Origin of the sequence: Chryseobacterium sp. CY350, from assembly GCF_027945075.1 — a bacterium.
GTDB lineage: Bacteria > Bacteroidota > Bacteroidia > Flavobacteriales > Weeksellaceae > Chryseobacterium.
In genome coordinates, this window is record NZ_CP116034.1 from 835,091 (window position 1) to 854,314 (window position 19,224).

The window sequence follows — 19,224 nt, forward strand, 5'->3', positions numbered from 1 at the left end:
CCGCAGCCCGACTTGAGCGGAGCTTTTTTTGCCGGAACAACGTGGAGGCAAAAAAGCGGGAGCCCTTCGATAAACTCAGGATAAACTTCAGGCGGAAAAAGCTGCCCTAAAAAAACCGCTTATGAATATTGCCAAAAACTTCCATAAAAAATGCCGAAGTACAAATCTTCGGCAATTTATATGATTTTTTCTAAAACTCAAATTCTCCAATAAGAATTTTGCTGTCACGCTCCTGTTTATTCTCTTTCTGACTTTGAAAAACGGCAATTTTTCGTTCCTGTCTTCCGTCTGAATAGTATAGATAAACTTCTGCCATAACAGTCGTTGGTCCGGAAAGCATATTTTGCCTTTCACCGAAAAAGTTGGTTTTGATTTTATATTTTCCTTTGATTGCTTTTTTTAGTAAAAACTGTTCCGGACCAAAACCCTGTGTAAAATCATTGCTCAGCCGACCGCCGATTTGGGTCGATTTGTGGCTGTACGAGCAATCTTCTCCACGAGGATCTGTCACCCAAAGATCGATGTCGGTATTGTCTTTATTCCAATTGATTACGACACGAATGTCAACCGGCAGATCTGCTTTCAGACGATCATCAATCTTGCTTCCGTCGACATTTTGGTTCTGCTTTAAAATATTATTGATTTCCATAATCAGGATTTCTTCTATTCCGTTGTCTCTCACCGAAATTTCGTCTGTAAATTCCTGATAAAGCAATGATTTATAAACATTCAATGCTTCCTGTGGTTTTTTATTATCAACCAAAGCTAACGCATAATCTCTGTGACTTTGGGAATCAAAAGGTCGCCATTCTAAAATTTTCTGAGTAATCCACAATTCTTTATCATAATAACCACGCTGTTTCAGAAGATAATAAATGGTTTTATACAGTTCTTCGTTTTCCAAATCAAGTTCTGCTAGTGTACTTAAAACCCTCAGGGATAGTGATTTATCTCCCTTTTTGAAAAGCAATTTAGAAATATCAAAATAGTATGAAATCTGCTTTTCATATTTTGAGCGATTTTCTAAATATTTTTGATAAATAACTTCTGAAGACTGAAGATTTTGAAAATCATTCATATACTCTTCTTTGCTTTCAACGTCAACTAAAGTGATTTTTCCTTTAGGTTTTGGTACAAAAGCTACCTTTTTATTAGAACTTTCAACTTCTCGAACTACATTTGCTGACGCACTATATCCCATAACAACTACTTCTTGAAGTTCTCTACTATCTGCCGTGTCTCGCGTAGACTGATTAGAAATTGTAGGATATTTTTTTTCTGCTGAAGGTTTAAATTCTGTATTCCACCAGGTTTTTAATTCCCTTGTTTTGGCGAAGGCTTTAGATAAAAGATTTCTCCTCTCCTCTAAAATTCTTCCTTTATTCTGAGATACAATTTTATTATATTCTGCTCGTAATTCTTGTGGTGGCGTAATTTTGTAACGTACATAATCATTGATATCTTCCAAAACAATCAAGCTTGTATTTTTGCTTACAACTCCAAATTGTTCACTTATATTTTTTATTTCATTGCGGTTTTGGGTAGAATTCAGTTCCAGTTCATTGATTTTTCTCTGAGCCCAGAACTGAGCAATCTGCCAATTTTCAATCTGAGAACCTGCGTTAAAATCCACAGGTATTTCATACTTCTCGTTTCCAACGGAAAAAATAGCGGTCAGTTTTCCTAAATTTGGCGATGAAATTCCAAAAATATTGACAGGCTCATTTACTGCAGAACCTATTGTAGGAAATAGATCCTGAATCAACGGATTTTCTTTAAATCCTAAAAACTTTACCGGAAGTTTCTTATATGTTTTTAAAGCTGAATCTGTATCTACTTCATTTAAATTGATAAAATTGCCGCCAGATTGTGAAGATAAAAGTTTAAGCGTATTGAAGTCGGAAGTCGGTGTACTAGTAATACTGTTGAGCGGTTTTTTGAATTTGATTGAAAGATCTCCAAAATTAGAAATTCCATCAGAAAATAAAAGATATTCTTCAACATTCGGAATTTCTTTTAAAGCTCCGAAATCAGTTCCTCCATCATATTTTATATTTAAAATTTTATTTTTTAAATCACTCCAGTTTCCTGATGATACGATAAAATCTTCTGTCTTTTCTAAAGTGTTATTTAATAAAATAAATGATACCGAAACATCTTTATTATCATTAAAATATGCCTTTAGAAACTCAATTTCTTTATCTCGATTTCTTTTTGATCCGCTGAAAGAATTATCCCAAATTATTGCAATTTTCTGCGATTTAGTTTTCTCTTTTACCGGAAAATTCATGGCAATACTTGCGGCAAAATAAGACTGATTATCAACAGCTTTTTGAAACATTACATTTGCAGATTGATTGATCTTCGGAATTGTAATTTTAAGACTTTCGTGAGGTCTAAAATTGTCTTTCCGAAGCTCCGCAATCCATTGATTTCCTTGTTTCTGAAATGTAAAACTACCATCCGGATTTTCTGAAATTTTTGGTACTGAAGTATTCTCATGAATCGAAACATTCAAACTAAATTTTGAAATGGTAGTCGCATTGGCAAAACTTAAAAAATACTGATAATCTGAAGCCAGATTCTTCAATTCCTGATGATATGTAATCTGAACTGTTCTGCTTCCGTTCTGCGGGATGGGGTAAATTCTTGTTCTGAAATTATTTCCTTCTACTTTCTCAATAATTCCGGGATCTACATTTCTTCTTTCAACGCTTTCAAAAACTTCTTTTGCCCTTTCTTTGGGAACAGGAACTGCATTTCTGAGTTTTCCATTAATATCTAAAGCGTAACCGCTTACACTTATACCTTCAGGAAGTGGAAAAGTGAGCGTTCCTTCCAAAATTCTGCTACTTGGATTATAAAAAGTGTAAGTTGCCGTAGTTGTAGCAAGATTTCCTAGAATTTTTGTTTGAAATTTTGCTTCCTGCAAGATCACGGGATGCTTTTTTTGATTTTCAATTTCCAAAGTCGGAATTTGTGAAAAAGCCGCAGTGAAAAAGATTAATGCACAGATGTTTAAAATTTTATTCATATAAAGATGTGTTTCCTTTAGTTATTAGATTTTGTATCAGTCAAATTAGTTTTTAAAGATAGTGTGAATTTGTTTAGCAACAATCCCAAAATTAAACCCCTGAATTTCATCAACTCCACTAAAATTTACAGCAATTAACTGTCCGCATTTATTAAAAACAGGCGCTCCGCTGGCGCCGTGTGTAGAAGTGATACTGTATTGAATTTTATTACCGTCAGATTCTTTACTGATCTGCCCGTTATAAAGCTGAACCTTTATTCCAGTATTTGTCTGCGCCAAATCTACACCAAGAGGATAACCGATCATGATCGCTTTTTCGCCGGGTTTTAATGACTGATCTTCTGTAATTGCATTATTTAGATCGATAATGTTTGCAACACTTTCCGGTGTTTTTTTGTCACGAAGCTGTAATATTCCCAAATCAATATTTTTATCATCTGCTAGTTTTGCAATATCACAACTCAACCACTCTTCATTAGAATCATGCAATGCAACTGAAATTTCGATTGTTTTCATGTAAACCTCAATATTTTCCTCAGAAATATATTCTTTTTGCTGAATTGAAGCTGCAATATCTGTCGCCGCAATTGCGGTATCCGTTTGATATTCAGATGAACTCACAAATTCTTCTCCTGCATTCTCTTCAGATTCAAGGTCATTTTCAACATAAGAACTTTCTTCATCATATGCTGATGCGTTTTCCCAATTGCGGAGAATAAAACTTTCAAAACCATCTTCGTTAATATCTGTCGTAAGAATTGATGCGATTTTCATCTTCATATTCGAAATATTGGTCTGAATCTTTTCATTTTCCTTTTCATTAGAATTCCACGGTTGCAAAACATGACTGTTGGTAATTAATGAGCCTTCTGTATCAACAAAAAAGCCTGTTCCGTAAATAGTTTGTACAGCAGCTTCAGGAACAGTAAGTTGAAATTCTTTACCATTTATTTTCACAAAATAGCCGTATTGATGTTTGATGAGTACAACTGCATTTTTGTAGGCGTCGTAAACTTTAGTGTCTGTATCTAAGCATTGGTTTATTGCGGCAGGAGTAACTTTCGGTTTCATATATTTATAGCCAAAAAAAGCCACAGATCCGAGAATAACAACAGCTCCCAAACCATAAAATGCAATTTTGTAAGGATTTTTCTTTTTAGTTTCGGCAGGCAGAGTAACCTGATTGGTTTCTTCAGCTAACGAAATATTTTCTACAGAATCAATCTTAGAGTTTTCAGAAAGAGAATTTGGAGATTGAGAAAAATCGTAATGTTGTTGCGACTGTTCGCCGCTCGATTGAGAATCCAGACTGTTGTCAGGTTCGTTTTTTTCGTTGTTCATTTGTGTTTATTTGAGTTAAAAAAAATGTTGATCCCAGTAAAAGGATCAACATTCTGTAAAATTAAAGAAAATTCGTATATCATTTTAAATTATTCAAAGCATTTTCTAATTTCGGCATCATTACTTCAATCTCAGCGATGTCTAAACCACCAACTGAAGCTCTGAACCAAGGTTCTGTTTTTGCCTCACCGAAAGCCGAAAACGGCACCAAAGCAACTCCTGCATCGTTGATTAAATAGAAAACCAGATCAGAAGAATTTTCAATGACCGTTCCGTCAGGTTTCACTTTTCCTATATAATCTAATTTAATGGTAAGATATAAAGCTCCCATCGGCTCGATGCTTTCTACAAAAAGTCCTTTACCTTTCAGATCCTGAATTCCTTTGTGAAGAACTTTTAGACTTGCTTCAAGTTTTTCTTTAAATTCACTAACGAAAGTATTCACATTATCAGCGTTTTGATAATATTTTGCAGTTGCTTCCTGTTCAGGTTTTGGCGCCCAAGCTCCCACGTGAGTTAGAAGTGCTTTCATTTTATCAATGATGATTGCCGGACCAAATCCCCAACCTACACGCACTCCTGTAGCAGCCAGACATTTTGAAATTCCGTCGATATAGATCGTAAAGTCTCTCATTTCCGGGAAAAGTGAAACAGGATCCACATGTTTTGCACCAAAAGTAAGATTAGAATAGATCTGATCGTACATTACGTACAAAGGTTTTTCGTCTGCTCCTCTCCTCTTATTTTCTTCTAAAACCAGTTCACAAATTTCTGAAAGCTGCTCTTCTGTAAACATCGTTCCCGTAGGATTCAGCGGAGAACAAAGTGCCAGTAAAACAGCTCCTTCCAGATGTGGCTTTAGTTCTGCAGCCGTTGGTAAAAAGTTGTTTTCAGGTGTTGTTTTTACTTCAACTGCGTTTGCTGAAGTAAGATATGCGTAATGATTATTGTTCCAAGACGGTGTAGGATAAATTACTTTATCACCTTCATCTACAATTACTTTATATACAGCATAGATAAGCGGTCTTGAACCTGCCGTGATCAAAATATCATTGGCATTGTATTCAAGATTCCATCTATTTTTCAGATCATTAGAAACCTCTTTTCTTAAAGATAAAAGTCCATTCGCAGGCGGATAATTTGTTAAATTATTCTGATAAGCTTTCTGAATTTCTTCTTTCAACTCTGCTGGAATCGGATACAGATCAGAATTCAGGTCGCCAATGGTAAGGTTGGCTATTTCTGCTCCTTTTGCCTTAAGATCATTTACTTCATTACCAATTTTTACAATTTCAGAACCAATCAGGTTCGCCGCTAATTTTGAAACTTTCACTTTTTATATATTAGATGTTAAATGTTATAAGTTATTAATTATGAATTATGAGTTTTTACTCTTTGTGGTTATAATAATGCTTCTCAATATTTTAAAAATTTCCATTGCTGGATTTATTAACTTTTCAAATTCCTCTTTTGAAATATATTGGGTTTCATATAAAAGTTCTAGCCAATAAATTGTTTCGTCACATTCTTTTTGAGAGATGGATAATTTATGTATAAAATCTAATCTACTTTGTTCATTTAAAGCTTCGCGAACATTTGCTCCTATTGAAGTTCCTGATCGTAAAAGTTGTTTAGATAAAATATATTCTTTTTTATCAACTATAAACTTTCTATAAAAATTGACGATAATACAGCGATATCAAAACTTTTCTTACCAACAATGCTTTCACTCATAATTATAATTCAAAACTTATAACTAATTATATTAATTTAACTGAAGATCTTTTCTTACTTCTTCTATTTTTGCTTCCAAATCTTTTAAGGTCGATTTAAAATCTTCTTTTGAGTTTAAATTTTGTTTCACAGAAACGTAGAACTTAATTTTTGGCTCTGTTCCTGAAGGTCTTACGCAAACTTTTGTGCCATCCTGAGTATAATAGATCAAAACATTTGATTTTGGAATTTCATCCATCACGTGTTTTTGATTCTCAGAAACCACAAAATTGGTCTGCTCCTTAAAATCTTTTACTTCTTCAACTGGAGAACCAGCCAATGATTTTGGAGGATTTTCACGGAAATTCTTCATCATATTTTGAATTTCTTCTGCGCCTTCTCGTCCTCTTTTTGTAACGTTGATTAAACCTTCATAGTACATTCCGGTTTCCTGATAAATTTCGATCAGGTATTCGTACATGGTTTTCCCGTTGGCTTTACACCAAGCTGCAATTTCGCAAGCTAAAACAATACTTCCGCAAGAATCTTTATCGCGAACGAAATCTCCTGTCATAAACCCAAAACTCTCTTCGCCACCGCAAATGAATTTTTCCTGACCTTCAAAATCACGGATCATTTTTCCGATCCATTTGAAACCTGTTAATCCAACTTTACAGTCAACTCCGAATTTTTTAGCAATGTCAAAGAAAATATCTGAAGTTACAATCGTAGAACCTATGAATTCTTTTCCGGTAATTTTACCTTGTTTTTTCCATTGATCTAAAATATAATACGTTAAGATCGTATTACATTGATTTCCATTTAATAACTGAATTTCACCTTCCAAATTTCTTACTGCAATTCCTAATCTGTCGCCGTCCGGATCTGTTCCGATCACGATGTCAGCATTAGTAATTTTTGCTAAATCCATTGCCATTTCCAAAGCTGCAGGCTCTTCAGGATTCGGAGAATCTACCGTTGGGAAATTGCCGCTAGGAATCATCTGTTCCTTAACCAAATCAATTTTTTTGAAGCCTGCCTTTTCCAAAGCTTTAGGAACAGTTGTATAAGTCGTTCCGTGAATTGACGTAAAAACAATATTCAAATTTCCTTTTTCAACATCTTGATAAGTAGAATTTTCGATACAGGCATCGATGTAAACATCATCCTGCTCCTCTCCGATCCATTCGATCAGATCATCATTTCCGTTAAATTTAATTTCTTCAAATTTCACAGAATATACTTCATTGATAATTGCTTCATCATGCGGTGGAACGATTTGCGCACCGTCATTCCAATATACTTTATACCCGTTGTATTCTGGCGGATTATGAGAAGCTGTCAGCACAATTCCTCCGTTGCATTTTCTGTCGCGAACGGTGAAAGACAACTCAGGAGTTGGCCTGTGGTTTTTAAATAAAAGAACTTTGATTCCGTTTGCCGTTAAAACATCTGCAACCAACTTTCCGAATTCTTTTGAGTTGTGACGAACGTCATAGGCAATTGCAACACTAATTTCCTCACCTTGAAATTGCTGTAACATATAATTCGCAAGTCCCTGTGTTGCCTGACCTAACGTGTACTTATTTAAACGATTGGTTCCAACACCCATTATTCCGCGCATTCCTCCTGTCCCGAACTCTAATTCTCTATAGAAAGAATCTTCCAAATCGGGAGAGTTACCGTCAATCAATAATTGAACAGCATCTTTTGTTTCTTTATCGAAGGTATCGCTTAGCCAAAGTTGTGCTTTTTCTAATGTTGTCATATGTGTATTTCTAATATTATAGTTTGATTTTATTACTCAGTTTAGTCATAGATTTTTTCATCTTCACGAAATAATTACTGAAGTTTCTTATTTTCTACTCTCGTCGTCTTATCAACTTTAAAAGCTCTGATCGGATCATTATAATAGATAAACTTTGCAGTATTCTTCACAGTTCCTTTCAGTGAATCTTTTACATTGACTTCAGCATAATTTCCATTCTGAGAATCCAGATTAAGATTAGTAATTTTCCAGTAAGGAGCGATCAAACTTGCTGTATCTGAGATCTTTATCACTGCATTTTTAGTTTCTCCCAAAAAATTGGCTCGGCTTCTGTTCAGCATTTCAACTTCTGCTCTTCGTGTGTTCACTGAACCCATAAAAGTAGCATTATTTTTTAAATTGAGTCTAAAATTATCGGTTTTAATTTCGCTCGAAATATTCATTTCGACAGAATCTGAAAGAGAAACTTTTTCCAAATTATATTTTGAATAAATCGTTACATTGTAGAAATCTACACCTTTTGTTCCTCTGCCTTCTTTGATAGAAAGTGTTTTATCATCTACATCAACATCCAGATTATCAGCAATATTGGAATAGGTTTCTATTTCGATAAAGTTTTTTGGACCACGAGCATAAAATACACGGAATTTTCCGTCTAAATCTAGATTAACGAATTCTTCGACGTCAATTTCCTTTTTTTCCAAGTTACCTTTTGGAGAAATTTTTCCACAAGAAACTAAAGCAAAAAATGAAAGTACATAAAAAATCTTTTTCATCTTATATCACTTCGTCAATATTATAATTCTTATGCTCTCTATTCGTTCTGATAATCATTTCACCCAAAAATCCTGCTATAAAAAGCAAAGTTCCCATCAACATCATCGTTAATGCAATAAAAAACCAAGGATTGTCGGTAATTAAATGTCCATAAATTCCTCGTGCAACGTCAATTAATTTTGAAATGCCCAACCAAAATGCTGAAAGAAAACCTACGATAAACATGATGGTACCAACGGCTCCGAAAAAATGCATCGGTCTTCCACCAAAACGACTTACAAACCAAAGAGTTACCAAATCTAAAAATCCACGAACGAATCTTTCAGTACCAAATTTTGAAGTACCGTAAGGTCTTGCCTGATGCGGAACTTCTTTCTCTGTAATTCTTCTGAAACCTGCATTAGCAGCCAAAACGGGAATATAACGGTGCATATCTCCGTACACATCGATTGATTTTACGACTTGTTTTTTATAAGCTTTCAGACCACAATTGAAATCATGCAGATACACTCCAGAAACTTTTCTTGCCGCAGCATTGAATAGTTTTGAAGGAATATTTTTTGTCATTACGTTATCAAAACGCTTTTTTTTCCAGCCGGAAACGATGTCATAATTATCCTCAATCACCATTCTGTAAAGCTCAGGAATTTCTTCCGGAAAATCCTGTAAATCAGCATCCATGGTAATAATTACATCGCCGTTTGTTCTCTCAAATGCAGCATGTAAAGCCTGAGATTTTCCGTAATTTTTGGAAAATTTAATCCCATGGATCTGTGGATGTTGCACTTTTAAATTCTCAATAATGCTCCAGGATAAATCTGTACTTCCGTCATCTATAAACCAGACTTCGTAAGATAAATTACTGGTTTTACATACGTTATCAATTCTTGTAAAAAGCTCTTCGAGAGATTCTTCCTCGTTTAGCAACGGAATAACTATAGATAAATTCATTTAATTTCAGTAAAAAATTATTCTTCAATGATTTCTTCCGGCATCGTCTTCTTTCTGAAAAATGCTCCGAAAAATACTGACAAAACTACGTAAAATATAAGAATTGCCGCAAAATATCCTGAAAAATGACTTGCTGTCAACATATCTTTTCCTTTAACTATTTTAGGATCAAATCTCTGAAGACCTTCTTTATATTTTTGCTCCAGCTCGTCGATGTCTTTTTGATGTTTCAAAATCTTTTTTGCAGACAAATATTCTTTATCTAATTCTGATTTCTGTCTCTGTACATATTGATAATTCAAAAGATCTTTTGCATCGGTATCAATGAAATTTAAGAAAGAAAAAATGCTTACAATTGATAAAATTCCGCCTACGAACATCGGAACAAAAGCTCTTTTAAACGCCTCTCTAAAACCCATCCGATGTTTATTCCAACGGGATTTTACAGACCAAAAAGCTGCAAGAGCGTAAAATATTGGTAATACGAAAGCATTGACTTTCAATGAAGTATCAAAATATTTAACGCCTGAGAAAAGAAAATAAACTACAAAAAAGATCAACATTGTAGCAGCATAAAGCAAAATTCCTAAGATTACTGGACTTTTCGTCATAATTCTAATTTTTAGAAAATTTCTTAAAAAATATTGCTCTAAATTTCAGCGGTTTAGCTTTGATAAAGGTTTTTTCTAAGATTTTTTCTTTAATAATATTTTTAAGTTTACAATTAATTCCTATCTTTGCAACGGCAAGTCCTAAACAACCAGCTCCTGAGAACCCTCCAGGGTGGGAACGCAGCAAAGGTAATTGGTCGTAGCGGTGTGATTTAGGTAGCTTGCCATTTTTTATTTTTTAAACTAAGAGATTAAGATGATTTATTTAAATTACTTAATCTCTTAATTTTTTTGTTATATATCGAAACTTTCGCCCAGTTTTGGAAGAATCAATTCAACATTTTTTTCACTAAAATTTTTCATAGCATTTTCATGATCAATTTCTATTGCAGGGAAAGTATCAAAATGACAACCAATAACTTTTGGAGTTTTCAATAATTCTGCTGCTGCAAAAGCCGCTTTTCTTGAACACATTGTGTAATGACCACCAATTGGAAGGATTGAAAGATCTAAACGACCGTACAAAGCAGGAAACAACTGCATATCTGCCATTACTCCGGTATCACCAGCCAGATACACGTTTTTACCTTCTGGAAGTCTGAAAATATATCCTACAGGAACTCCACCATAACTTCCGTCCGGAAACGAACTCGTATGATGAGCCGGAACCATTGAAATCTTCAGATCACCGATTTTTGCAGATCCACCTAAATTTACATCGTCTTTATTTTTTGCATCTTTAAAGTATGCGCAGATTTCTGGCTGACCGATAATGGTAGTTTCAGGATAATGCTGCAAAACCTCTCCTACGTCAGCAATATGATCGCCGTGAGCATGAGTAATCAAAATATAATCGATTTTCTGTGCAGAAATATCAAATCCTGATTCTTCTTTTTTGTAGTTGTAAAAAGGATCACAAAGAATTGTTTTTTCTTTGTACGTAAACAGGAAACAGTTTTGTCCTAAGTATTGTATTTTCATTTTTAATTTTATTTGAATTTATTTTAACTACTAATGATACTAATATTTTCCAAAAATGGTAGAATTTAGAATTTAAGGATGTGCCAAAAATTAAATAATTTTTACCTGAAAAAATTCAGTCCGAAAGCTGTAAGTACAGCCATCATAAACGTGAGAATTCCGACCTGTTTCAAAAACGGATCAAGCTGCCTTGGCTCTTTTACTACCATGATTTTTCTTCTCAGTTTCGCAAAAGGAATAATTAAAATCATTACAATAAAAACATAATAATTCTGTGACTGTAAAAATCCGTTTACTGCTAAAAAGATCAAAATCAATATTAATGGAAACTGCAGTAAAACCATTTCGTAGATCATGGCATTTTTAAACCCAATCCTCAAAGCCAAGCTGTTTTTTCCAGACAATTTATCGCTTTCTATGTCTCTCATATTGTTGAGATTAAGAACTGCCATACTCATCATTCCCACTGCTGTTCCGGGCAAAAGCATATCCCAGCTGAAAGTTTTAGTGAATAGAAAATAACTTCCGCAAACTGAAACCAAACCGAAAAAAATAAAGACAAAAATATCACCCAATCCCATATATCCGTAAGGTTTTTTCCCGATAGTGTAACCGATCGCTGCTAAAATACTTGCGATTCCCAAACCGATGAAGATGTAAAATTCATTCATAAATTCCGGGATAAAAGCCATGTATAACAAAGCTACGGTTGCTACAAAAGACAAGATTGAAAATAAGATTACCGCATTTCTCATCTGTTTTGCGGTAATTTTACCGGAAGCCACAGCCCTTGATTCTGCTTCAGTTGCTCTTTTAGAATCAGTTCCTTTTATTCCGTCGCCGTAATCATTGGCGTAGTTTGACAAAATTTGATACAGTAATGTTACCAAAAGTGCCAATGCAAATATTTTCCAGTCCCAGGTTCCGCCTTCACCCCAAAGTCTCCACTTTGCGATAAACGAACCCATAATAATTCCGCTCAGGGAAAGCGGTAAAGTTCTCAGCCTTGCAGCCTTTATCCAATCGTTCATAATTATATTTGATAAGAGATAATTGATTAGTAAATATTGATTAACACTAATTAATTATCATTTATTTTTTGATGTTTCTATTTTATAAATACAGTAATTCAACATTTTTTGGAGTTTAAAAAAGTCTAAAGCGACCATTTTGAAGCGTCCTGCAGAAGTAATAAATGTGATGCTTCCTAAGTTTGTTTTCCGTTGCCAAAAATACTGAGAAATTTTCACAGTTTGAAGCTTTTCAACCTCAAAAGTTCGGTAATCTATATCCCAAATTCCTGATTTTAGCCTGATAAATCTTTCGTTAAAAAACAATGTAAGATTTCGAAAAGAAATCAAGATCAATGTTTCGGCCAAAACAACATAGATAACTGCTAATAACCAATAATTTAAAAATAAACCTTTATTAATGATGAGAAATAAAAATATCGGAAAAATGATCCATTGAAAATTATTAACAATAATCAATCTAAAATTTGGTTTTAAATAATTATTGAATAGAGGATTTTCATTCCAAATCGAAAAAACGAGTTGTTGCTTTTCAGTCATACTTATTCCCGGAACTGAAGAGACGTTTTTTTCGTTTTCGTTTTTTCCGATCTGCAAAAACTTTACATATGAAATTTTTAATTGTTTCTGAATCCAATTTTGTGTTTCGGCAATTACCTGCACTTTTGATTTTGTTACAATGGAATTTTTGGTATTAAACAAGCCAAATTCAAAAGAAAAACTCTGAATATTTTCCGTTATTTTAAAGTTGTAATATTTGATCAATGTTCGAGCAGCATTGATTAAAATTCCTATAAACATGATCAGCAAAACAACAAATACCAGCATCGGAACTGAAAATCTAAGAATTTGAGATTCAACGGTATCATAATCCAACACTGTATCAAACTTTGCTTTTTTCAAAAGATTATTTAGCTCAGAAAAACCGTAAACCATTAAACTCACAAGCGCAAAAAAACTTTGAAGATAATTGGCAGTTATACCATATTTTAATAGGCTCCAAACTGAAATTCTAATGTGAGATTTTTTATTTTTTTCATTAGCAAATTGTTCTTCTGTTACATTGCTACTTTCTTCAGAATGTAGCTCTGTGAGAAGATATTTTTTTAAGTCAATCGCATTTTGCTTTGTCAGTGCAGAAATCTTAACTTCTTTATCAGAGCTACCAGGCGTGTCTATTTCGAGTTTATAAATATTAAAGAATCGATGAATGAAAGGTTGTGAAATATTAACTTCCTGAATATTTTCTCGTTTTATTTTGATTACAGATTTGTTAATAATTCCTTCGTGAATTACAAATTCTTCATTTTCTTCATCAATAAAATATTTGAAATGATAATATTGTATTATTGTAGATATGATTAAAATTAACAATGCAGCGATAATTGCAGCAATGACCAACCATGAATTTACGCGGTCTTTATTTACAAAAAAAAGAATCACAAAAACCCATAAGCTTTTGATCACCGTTCCGATATTATAAAGGAAAAGTAAAACGATGCCTGTTTTTGATTGTCTTTGAGGCTGGAAAAATGAATTATGATTGTCCGCCATTTTCTGTTTTGTCTTTCGAAATACTTACCCGAATAATATGGTTAATTCCTTCTGCAATACTTTCAGGCAAGCCATTGACGGTAACATCACCTCCGCTCACGCCGGCTGTATATACGGTAATTGATTTTAATTGTAAAATTTTAGAAAACCAACCCTGCTCAACTTTAATATGTTGAATTCTGATAAACGGAACAATAATTAAACTTCTCTTGAGCCAGCCGTACTGATACACTAAATCTCTTTCACGAATTGCATACTTCCTGAACTTAAATCCTAAAACAGCACTTATAAAAATAAACGAAATCACCAGAAAAATTGCAATTACTGCAGTCGATATTTGTAAAACACTCAGATTATTGTGGAAAAAATAAAAAGCTAAACTAACCGCTGCAATCAAGAAGATAGAAAAAATAGAAACATTCAACAAAATAATCCTTAGATATTTAGGTGACACAGCCATTAATTTTAAATCATTAAAATCAGGAATCTCGAGATCAAGGATTTGAGAGTTTTGAAAATTTTCTTCCATACTTAATTTTGCAACACGTTTTGAGAGAGAAGCAGATTCAGTTTGTAATCTTGAAAATCACCAAATCTGCGAACAACATTTCAGACAAAATAATAGGTAATGAATTCGCTCATTACCTATTATTGTTATTTATGATTTAAGAAATCCATTGATCTTTACCAAAATCTGGTTTTCTCTTTTCGAGAAATGCATTTCTTCCTTCTTTTGCTTCTTCTGTCATGTAAGCTAAACGGGTCGCTTCGCCTGCGAAAATCTGCTGACCAACCATTCCGTCGTCTGTGAGATTCATTGCAAATTTCAGCATTCTGATGGAAGTCGGAGATTTCGCTAAAATTTCCTGAGCCCATTCATAAGCTGTATCTTCTAACTCTTCGTGAGGAATCACAGCATTCACCATTCCCATTTCCAGAGCTTCCTGTGCAGAATAATTTCTCCCTAAAAAGAAGATCTCACGTGCTTTTTTCTGTCCGACCATTTTAGCTAAATAAGCAGAACCATAACCTCCATCAAAACTTGTCACATCTGCATCTGTTTGTTTAAAAATCGCATGTTCTTTACTGGCTAAAGTAAGATCACAGACCACGTGAAGAGAATGACCGCCACCAACTGCCCAACCGGGAACAACTGCGATCACAGCTTTTGGCATAAAACGGATCAAACGCTGAACTTCAAGAATATTCAGACGGTGTCTTCCATCTTCGCCTACGTAACCTTGCTGACCTCTTGCATTCTGATCACCGCCGCTGCAGAAAGCCCAACCGCCGTCTTTTGTACTCGGTCCTTCTCCGGAAAGCAATACAACACCTATTGATGAATCTTCGTAAGCATCATAAAAAGCGTCATATAATTCTGAGGTTGTTTTGGGTCTGAAAGCATTACGAACTTCAGGTCTGTTGAAGGCAATTCTTGCGACACCATTGCATTTTTTGTAGGTGATGTCTTCGTATTCTTTGACGGTTTTCCACTCGATCATTCTGTAAAATTTTCCTCAAAGATAAGAAATTACATAGAAATTTCTGGTTGAAATCTGATGATAATCATGCAAAATACATAAACTTTTACTACTTAATATTACATCATAAAAAGAAAAACCGAAACAAGATTGTTTCGGTTTTAATTAATTCAATTGAATTAAATTATTTTGGCTGTTTAGCTTCAAGTTCAGCTTGTTTTGCTTTCAACTCGTTTGCTTTCGCCTGATTTTTTGTAATTCCGTAAATTTCGCGTAATGTCGTTACAGCATCCAAATTTTCTGTGTTGGTCTGATACCATTTTTCTGCGTAAGGCAATGCTTTATTAAATCTCTCCTTTCTGGCTTCAATCAATTTTGTAGCCTCATCAGGATTAGATTTTCTAACAGCGTTGATGCTTTCAACAGCTTTTGCATCATCACCAATTAATGTATACACTAAATTTTGGTTAGCATTATTAGTCAATGTTGGGTTATTAGCCGCAAGTTCAATTGCTTTTTGAAAAGAAGCAATAGCTTCAGCTTCTGTTGCAGGATTTTTAGACTGTAAAACTCCTAAATTATACCAATTTGTTCCGTCGTTTGGATTTTTAGCTAACTGCTCTTTTAGATTTGACATAAATTTGTCAGTATTTCCTGTAGCATAAAGTGCAGAACCTTGATATTCTTTCAATTTTGCATTGTTAGGAAATTTAGCAAGACCTTTTTCAATCAAAGCCAAAGCTTCGTCATTCTTTTTAGCATTCAAAAGTAATGTTGACAAAGTTTCGTATAAATCTGGTTCTACACTTTTAGTTTGCTCAGTTTTAAAATCCGTATAATCTTTTGAAGAAGATTTTTTAAGCAAATCCCAAGTATTCTTATCAAGTGTAGTAACTTCACCTGTCTTAGTTGCTTTTGCAGTATAATTGGTCTGCACTCCTGTGTATCCTGAATTTATTAAATCAGTATAAATCTTGATCGATTCATCTACATTATTTGCAAGAGCATAGCTTAATCCTGCGTAATACATATAGATTTTATCATCCTGACCACTTGTCTTCATTAAGTTGTAAACTTCTAAAAACTTTGGAGCTGCAACGGCATAATTTTTTGCCTGATAAGCATCCATTGCTGCTTTATTAGAAGCTTGTAATTGAGCATTCACATCCTTTGCATCTTTCTGTCCGAAAACAAATGCTGATGAAATGATCGCTATACCTAAAATTAGCTTTTTCATAATAATAACAATTTTATTTTTATTTTAATTATTCTTCAGAAGCAGTATCTTCAGTTGTATCTTCTGAGCTTTCGTTTTCTGAATTATTTTCTATTTCTGAAGCGTTACCTTCTTCTGTTGGCAAAATTGCAGTTTCTTCACCATCTAAAAGATCTTCTTCTTCCACAACGTCTTTATCCATTTCTACTTTTGCGATGGCTGCAATTTCGTCATTCTTTTTCAGATTGATCATTTTCACACCCTGAGTATTTCTACCCATCACACGCATCTCATTCATATTCATTCTGATCGCAACTCCAGATTTATTGATAATCATCAATCCATCGTCGTCTGTTACATTCTGAATCGCAATAAGGTTACCTGTTTTCTCAGTGATATTTAGCGTGATCACCCCTTTTCCACCTCTGTTGGTAATTCTGTAATCTTCAACGGCAGTTCTCTTTCCGTATCCTTTTTCAGATACTACAAGCACTGTGTCATTTTCGATGTCGTTCACCACAATCATACCGATTGCTTCGTCATTATCTTCCATGCTGATACCGCGAACTCCAATAGATCCTCTACCCACTTCTCTCACTTTCGCTTCAGGGAAACGGATACATTTACCATTCTTGGTAGCAATCATGATTTCAGAAGTTCCGTTTGTAAGGTATGCACCCAGTAACATGTCATTCTCTCTAATTTCAATTGCATTTACACCATTTACTCTTGGTCTAGAATATGCTTCAAGAGAGGTTTTCTTAATTGTACCATTTTTGGTTACCATTAATACGCTCATTTGATTTACATATTCAGAATCTTTTAAGTTATTGGTTCTGATGTATGCTTTAATCTTATCATCCGGCTCGATGTTGATCAAGTTTTGTACCGCTCTTCCTTTTGCAGTTTTAGAACCTTCAGGAATTTCAAATACTCTTAACCAGTAACATTTACCTTTTTCTGTAAAGAACAACATATATTGGTGATTAGTCGCAGATACGATGTATTCTAAGAAATCTGAATCTCTAGTCGTTGCCGCTTTATTTCCTACACCACCTCTGCTCTGAATTTTATATTCTGAAAGCAATGTTCTCTTCACATATCCTGCGTGAGAAATTGTAAGAACTACCGCTTCGTTCGGGATGATATCTTCAATAGACATTTCACCACCAGAATAATCGATTTCGGTTCTTCTTTCATCGCCGTATTTTTCTTTAATTTCAACCAATTCATCTTTAATGATCTGAAATCTTCTTGGTTCGTTAGCCAAAATATCTTCCAAATTATTAATTTCTTTCATAATTGCTTCATACTCATCACGGATTTTGTCAAGCTCCATTCCCGTCAAACGAGCCAAACGAAGGTCTAGAATCGCCTGAGCCTGAAGTTCAGACAAATCAAATTCCTGAATAATTCCCTCTTTCGCTGCCTGTGGATTGGCACTGTGACGAATAATGGCAATCGCTTTATCTAAAGAATCCTGAGTTCCGATCACCTTCATGAAACCTTCAAGAATGTGTGCTCTTTCTCTTGCTTTTCTAAGCTCATACTCCGTTCTTCTTACGATGATAACGTGTCTGTGCTCAACAAAATGGTGGATGATATCCTTTAAATTCAACTGTTCCGGTCTTCCGTGTACCAATGCAATATTGTTGACACTGAAAGAAGTCTGAAGTGAAGTATATTTATATAATAAGTTGAGAACAACATTAGGAATCGCATCGTTTTTCAATTCATAAACAATACGCATCCCGTTTCTGTCTGATTCGTCTCTGATTTCGTAGATGCCAGGAATTTTTTCATCCTTCACCAACTCAGCAGTTCTTGCAATCATTTCAGCTTTGTTAACCTGATAAGGAATCTCAGTTACAATAATTGCATTTCTGTTGTGTACTTCCTCAAAGCTCACTTTTGCTCTCAGAACTACTCTACCTCTTCCTGTATGGAACGCATCTCTTACCCCATCATAACCGTAGATAATTCCACCTGTAGGAAAATCGGGAGCAACGATGTGCTGCATTAATTCATCGATGGTAATTTCTCTGTTATCAATATATGCAGTAATAGCATCTACCGCTTCAGATAAATTATGAGGCGCCATATTGGTCGCCATACCTACTGCGATACCGGAAGTACCGTTTACCAAAAGATTTGGAATTTTTGTAGGCATTACGCTTGGTTCTGTCAAGCTGTCATCAAAGTTATTCTGGAAGTCTACCGTATCTTTATCAAGATCAGACAAAATCTCATCTGAAATTTTCTTTAGTCTGGCTTCCGTATAACGCATTGCTGCAGGAGGATCGCCATCCATAGAACCAAAGTTACCCTGACCGTCAACCTGTGGATAGCGCAAACTCCATGTCTGAGCCATTCTTACCATAGCATCGTATACGGAAGAATCTCCGTGTGGGTGATATTTACCTAAAACATCCCCTACGATTCTTGCAGATTTTAAGTGCTTTCTATTCGAAAAAACGTTCAAACCATACATCCCGTAAAGTACTCTTCTATGAACAGGTTTCAAGCCATCTCTTACATCCGGTAAAGCTCTTGAAACAATAACGGACATTGAATAATCAATATAAGATGACTTCATTTCATCAACAATGTTGATAGGAATCAATCTTTCTCCTTCTCTTTGCATATATAACTTTTATTGTAATGATAATCAGATGTTTAAAAAACCACCCGAAATCAATTTATTTTGAATATTTAATAACGGGCTAATTTACGAAATTTTTACCGATTTTTGCTGAACTATTTATT

At 34.4% G+C, this 19,224-nt stretch carries 15 protein-coding genes and 1 other RNA gene; 1 reads left to right on the top strand and 15 read right to left on the bottom strand.

Going from position 1 to position 19,224, the window contains the following annotated elements; all coding sequences use genetic code 11:
* Window positions 1–190: 190 nt before the first annotated feature.
* The 8 genes from PGH12_RS03790 to PGH12_RS03825 all read right to left on the bottom strand — a co-directional run bounded on the left by PGH12_RS03790 (window position 191) and on the right by PGH12_RS03825 (window position 10,195).
* A complete protein-coding gene (locus PGH12_RS03790; protein ID WP_267599174.1) occupies window positions 191–3,034 on the bottom strand; it encodes a DUF2135 domain-containing protein in 2,844 nt (947 codons plus the stop codon).
* A 45-nt stretch (window positions 3,035–3,079) separates the two neighbouring features.
* Window positions 3,080–4,375 (bottom strand): S1 family peptidase, encoded by a 1,296-nt coding sequence (locus tag PGH12_RS03795; protein WP_267599175.1) that lies wholly within the window; start codon window positions 4,373–4,375, stop codon window positions 3,080–3,082.
* A gap of 79 nt (window positions 4,376–4,454) precedes the next feature.
* A complete protein-coding gene (locus tag PGH12_RS03800) occupies window positions 4,455–5,708 on the bottom strand; it encodes a pyridoxal phosphate-dependent aminotransferase (RefSeq protein WP_267599176.1) in 1,254 nt (417 codons plus the stop codon).
* A 45-nt stretch (window positions 5,709–5,753) separates the two neighbouring features.
* Window positions 5,754–6,065 (bottom strand): four helix bundle protein, encoded by a 312-nt coding sequence (locus PGH12_RS03805; protein WP_324290986.1) that lies wholly within the window; start codon window positions 6,063–6,065, stop codon window positions 5,754–5,756.
* A 75-nt stretch (window positions 6,066–6,140) separates the two neighbouring features.
* Window positions 6,141–7,856: a phospho-sugar mutase gene (locus PGH12_RS03810; protein WP_267599177.1), complete on the bottom strand. Its 1,716-nt coding sequence runs from the start codon at window positions 7,854–7,856 to the stop codon at window positions 6,141–6,143.
* Between the two features lie 74 nt (window positions 7,857–7,930).
* Complete coding sequence (locus tag PGH12_RS03815; RefSeq protein WP_267599178.1) at window positions 7,931–8,632, bottom strand: GIN domain-containing protein; 702 nt, start codon at window positions 8,630–8,632, stop codon at window positions 7,931–7,933.
* 1 nt (window position 8,633) lies between these two features.
* Window positions 8,634–9,584 carry a glycosyltransferase family 2 protein gene (locus tag PGH12_RS03820; protein ID WP_267599179.1) on the bottom strand — a complete coding sequence of 317 codons (951 nt, stop codon included), beginning with the start codon at window positions 9,582–9,584 and terminating at the stop codon, window positions 8,634–8,636.
* Between the two features lie 17 nt (window positions 9,585–9,601).
* Window positions 9,602–10,195: a DUF4199 domain-containing protein gene (locus PGH12_RS03825; protein WP_267599180.1), complete on the bottom strand. Its 594-nt coding sequence runs from the start codon at window positions 10,193–10,195 to the stop codon at window positions 9,602–9,604.
* A gap of 132 nt (window positions 10,196–10,327) precedes the next feature.
* Between PGH12_RS03825 and ffs the strand changes: the two genes are divergently transcribed.
* An RNA gene (gene ffs, locus PGH12_RS03830) (signal recognition particle sRNA small type) lies at window positions 10,328–10,425 on the top strand.
* A 64-nt stretch (window positions 10,426–10,489) separates the two neighbouring features.
* Here ffs and PGH12_RS03835 read toward each other — a convergent pair.
* From PGH12_RS03835 to gyrA, 7 genes are all read right to left on the bottom strand, one after another.
* Window positions 10,490–11,176: a metal-dependent hydrolase gene (locus PGH12_RS03835; RefSeq protein WP_267599181.1), complete on the bottom strand. Its 687-nt coding sequence runs from the start codon at window positions 11,174–11,176 to the stop codon at window positions 10,490–10,492.
* Between the two features lie 101 nt (window positions 11,177–11,277).
* Window positions 11,278–12,207, bottom strand: a complete 930-nt coding sequence (gene menA / locus PGH12_RS03840; protein WP_267599182.1) for a 1,4-dihydroxy-2-naphthoate octaprenyltransferase — start codon at window positions 12,205–12,207, stop codon at window positions 11,278–11,280.
* A gap of 57 nt (window positions 12,208–12,264) precedes the next feature.
* Complete coding sequence (locus PGH12_RS03845) at window positions 12,265–13,761, bottom strand: PH domain-containing protein (RefSeq protein WP_267599183.1); 1,497 nt, start codon at window positions 13,759–13,761, stop codon at window positions 12,265–12,267.
* The gene (locus PGH12_RS03850) at window positions 13,745–14,290 is read right to left on the bottom strand and encodes a PH domain-containing protein (RefSeq protein ID WP_267599184.1); all 546 of its coding nucleotides are present in this window, start codon (window positions 14,288–14,290) and stop codon (window positions 13,745–13,747) included. The genes PGH12_RS03845 and PGH12_RS03850 overlap by 17 nt, the downstream gene beginning before the upstream one ends.
* Before the next feature lie 136 nt (window positions 14,291–14,426).
* Window positions 14,427–15,263: a 1,4-dihydroxy-2-naphthoyl-CoA synthase gene (locus tag PGH12_RS03855; RefSeq protein ID WP_267599185.1), complete on the bottom strand. Its 837-nt coding sequence runs from the start codon at window positions 15,261–15,263 to the stop codon at window positions 14,427–14,429.
* Between the two features lie 163 nt (window positions 15,264–15,426).
* Window positions 15,427–16,479 carry a tetratricopeptide repeat protein gene (locus PGH12_RS03860; RefSeq protein WP_267599186.1) on the bottom strand — a complete coding sequence of 351 codons (1,053 nt, stop codon included), beginning with the start codon at window positions 16,477–16,479 and terminating at the stop codon, window positions 15,427–15,429.
* 28 nt (window positions 16,480–16,507) lie between these two features.
* Window positions 16,508–19,102, bottom strand: coding sequence for a DNA gyrase subunit A (gyrA, locus tag PGH12_RS03865; RefSeq protein ID WP_267599187.1), 2,595 nt, complete (start codon window positions 19,100–19,102; stop codon window positions 16,508–16,510).
* Window positions 19,103–19,224 lie beyond the last annotated feature (122 nt).

Bases quoted from the DNA above. Each gene is read 5' to 3' on its own strand.
- PGH12_RS03790 (WP_267599174.1), bottom strand. From the start codon at position 3,034: ATGAATAAAATTTTAAACATCTGTGCATTAATCTTTTTCACTGCGGCT.
- PGH12_RS03795 (WP_267599175.1), bottom strand. From the start codon at position 4,375: ATGAACAACGAAAAAAACGAACCTGACAACAGTCTGGATTCTCAATCG.
- PGH12_RS03810 (WP_267599177.1), bottom strand. From the start codon at position 7,856: ATGACAACATTAGAAAAAGCACAACTTTGGCTAAGCGATACCTTCGAT.
- PGH12_RS03815 (WP_267599178.1), bottom strand. From the start codon at position 8,632: ATGAAAAAGATTTTTTATGTACTTTCATTTTTTGCTTTAGTTTCTTGT.
- PGH12_RS03820 (WP_267599179.1), bottom strand. From the start codon at position 9,584: ATGAATTTATCTATAGTTATTCCGTTGCTAAACGAGGAAGAATCTCTC.
- PGH12_RS03825 (WP_267599180.1), bottom strand. From the start codon at position 10,195: ATGACGAAAAGTCCAGTAATCTTAGGAATTTTGCTTTATGCTGCTACA.
- PGH12_RS03835 (WP_267599181.1), bottom strand. From the start codon at position 11,176: ATGAAAATACAATACTTAGGACAAAACTGTTTCCTGTTTACGTACAAA.
- menA (WP_267599182.1), bottom strand. From the start codon at position 12,207: ATGAACGATTGGATAAAGGCTGCAAGGCTGAGAACTTTACCGCTTTCC.
- PGH12_RS03845 (WP_267599183.1), bottom strand. From the start codon at position 13,761: ATGGCGGACAATCATAATTCATTTTTCCAGCCTCAAAGACAATCAAAA.
- PGH12_RS03850 (WP_267599184.1), bottom strand. From the start codon at position 14,290: ATGGAAGAAAATTTTCAAAACTCTCAAATCCTTGATCTCGAGATTCCT.
- PGH12_RS03855 (WP_267599185.1), bottom strand. From the start codon at position 15,263: ATGATCGAGTGGAAAACCGTCAAAGAATACGAAGACATCACCTACAAA.
- PGH12_RS03860 (WP_267599186.1), bottom strand. From the start codon at position 16,479: ATGAAAAAGCTAATTTTAGGTATAGCGATCATTTCATCAGCATTTGTT.
- gyrA (WP_267599187.1), bottom strand. From the start codon at position 19,102: ATGCAAAGAGAAGGAGAAAGATTGATTCCTATCAACATTGTTGATGAA.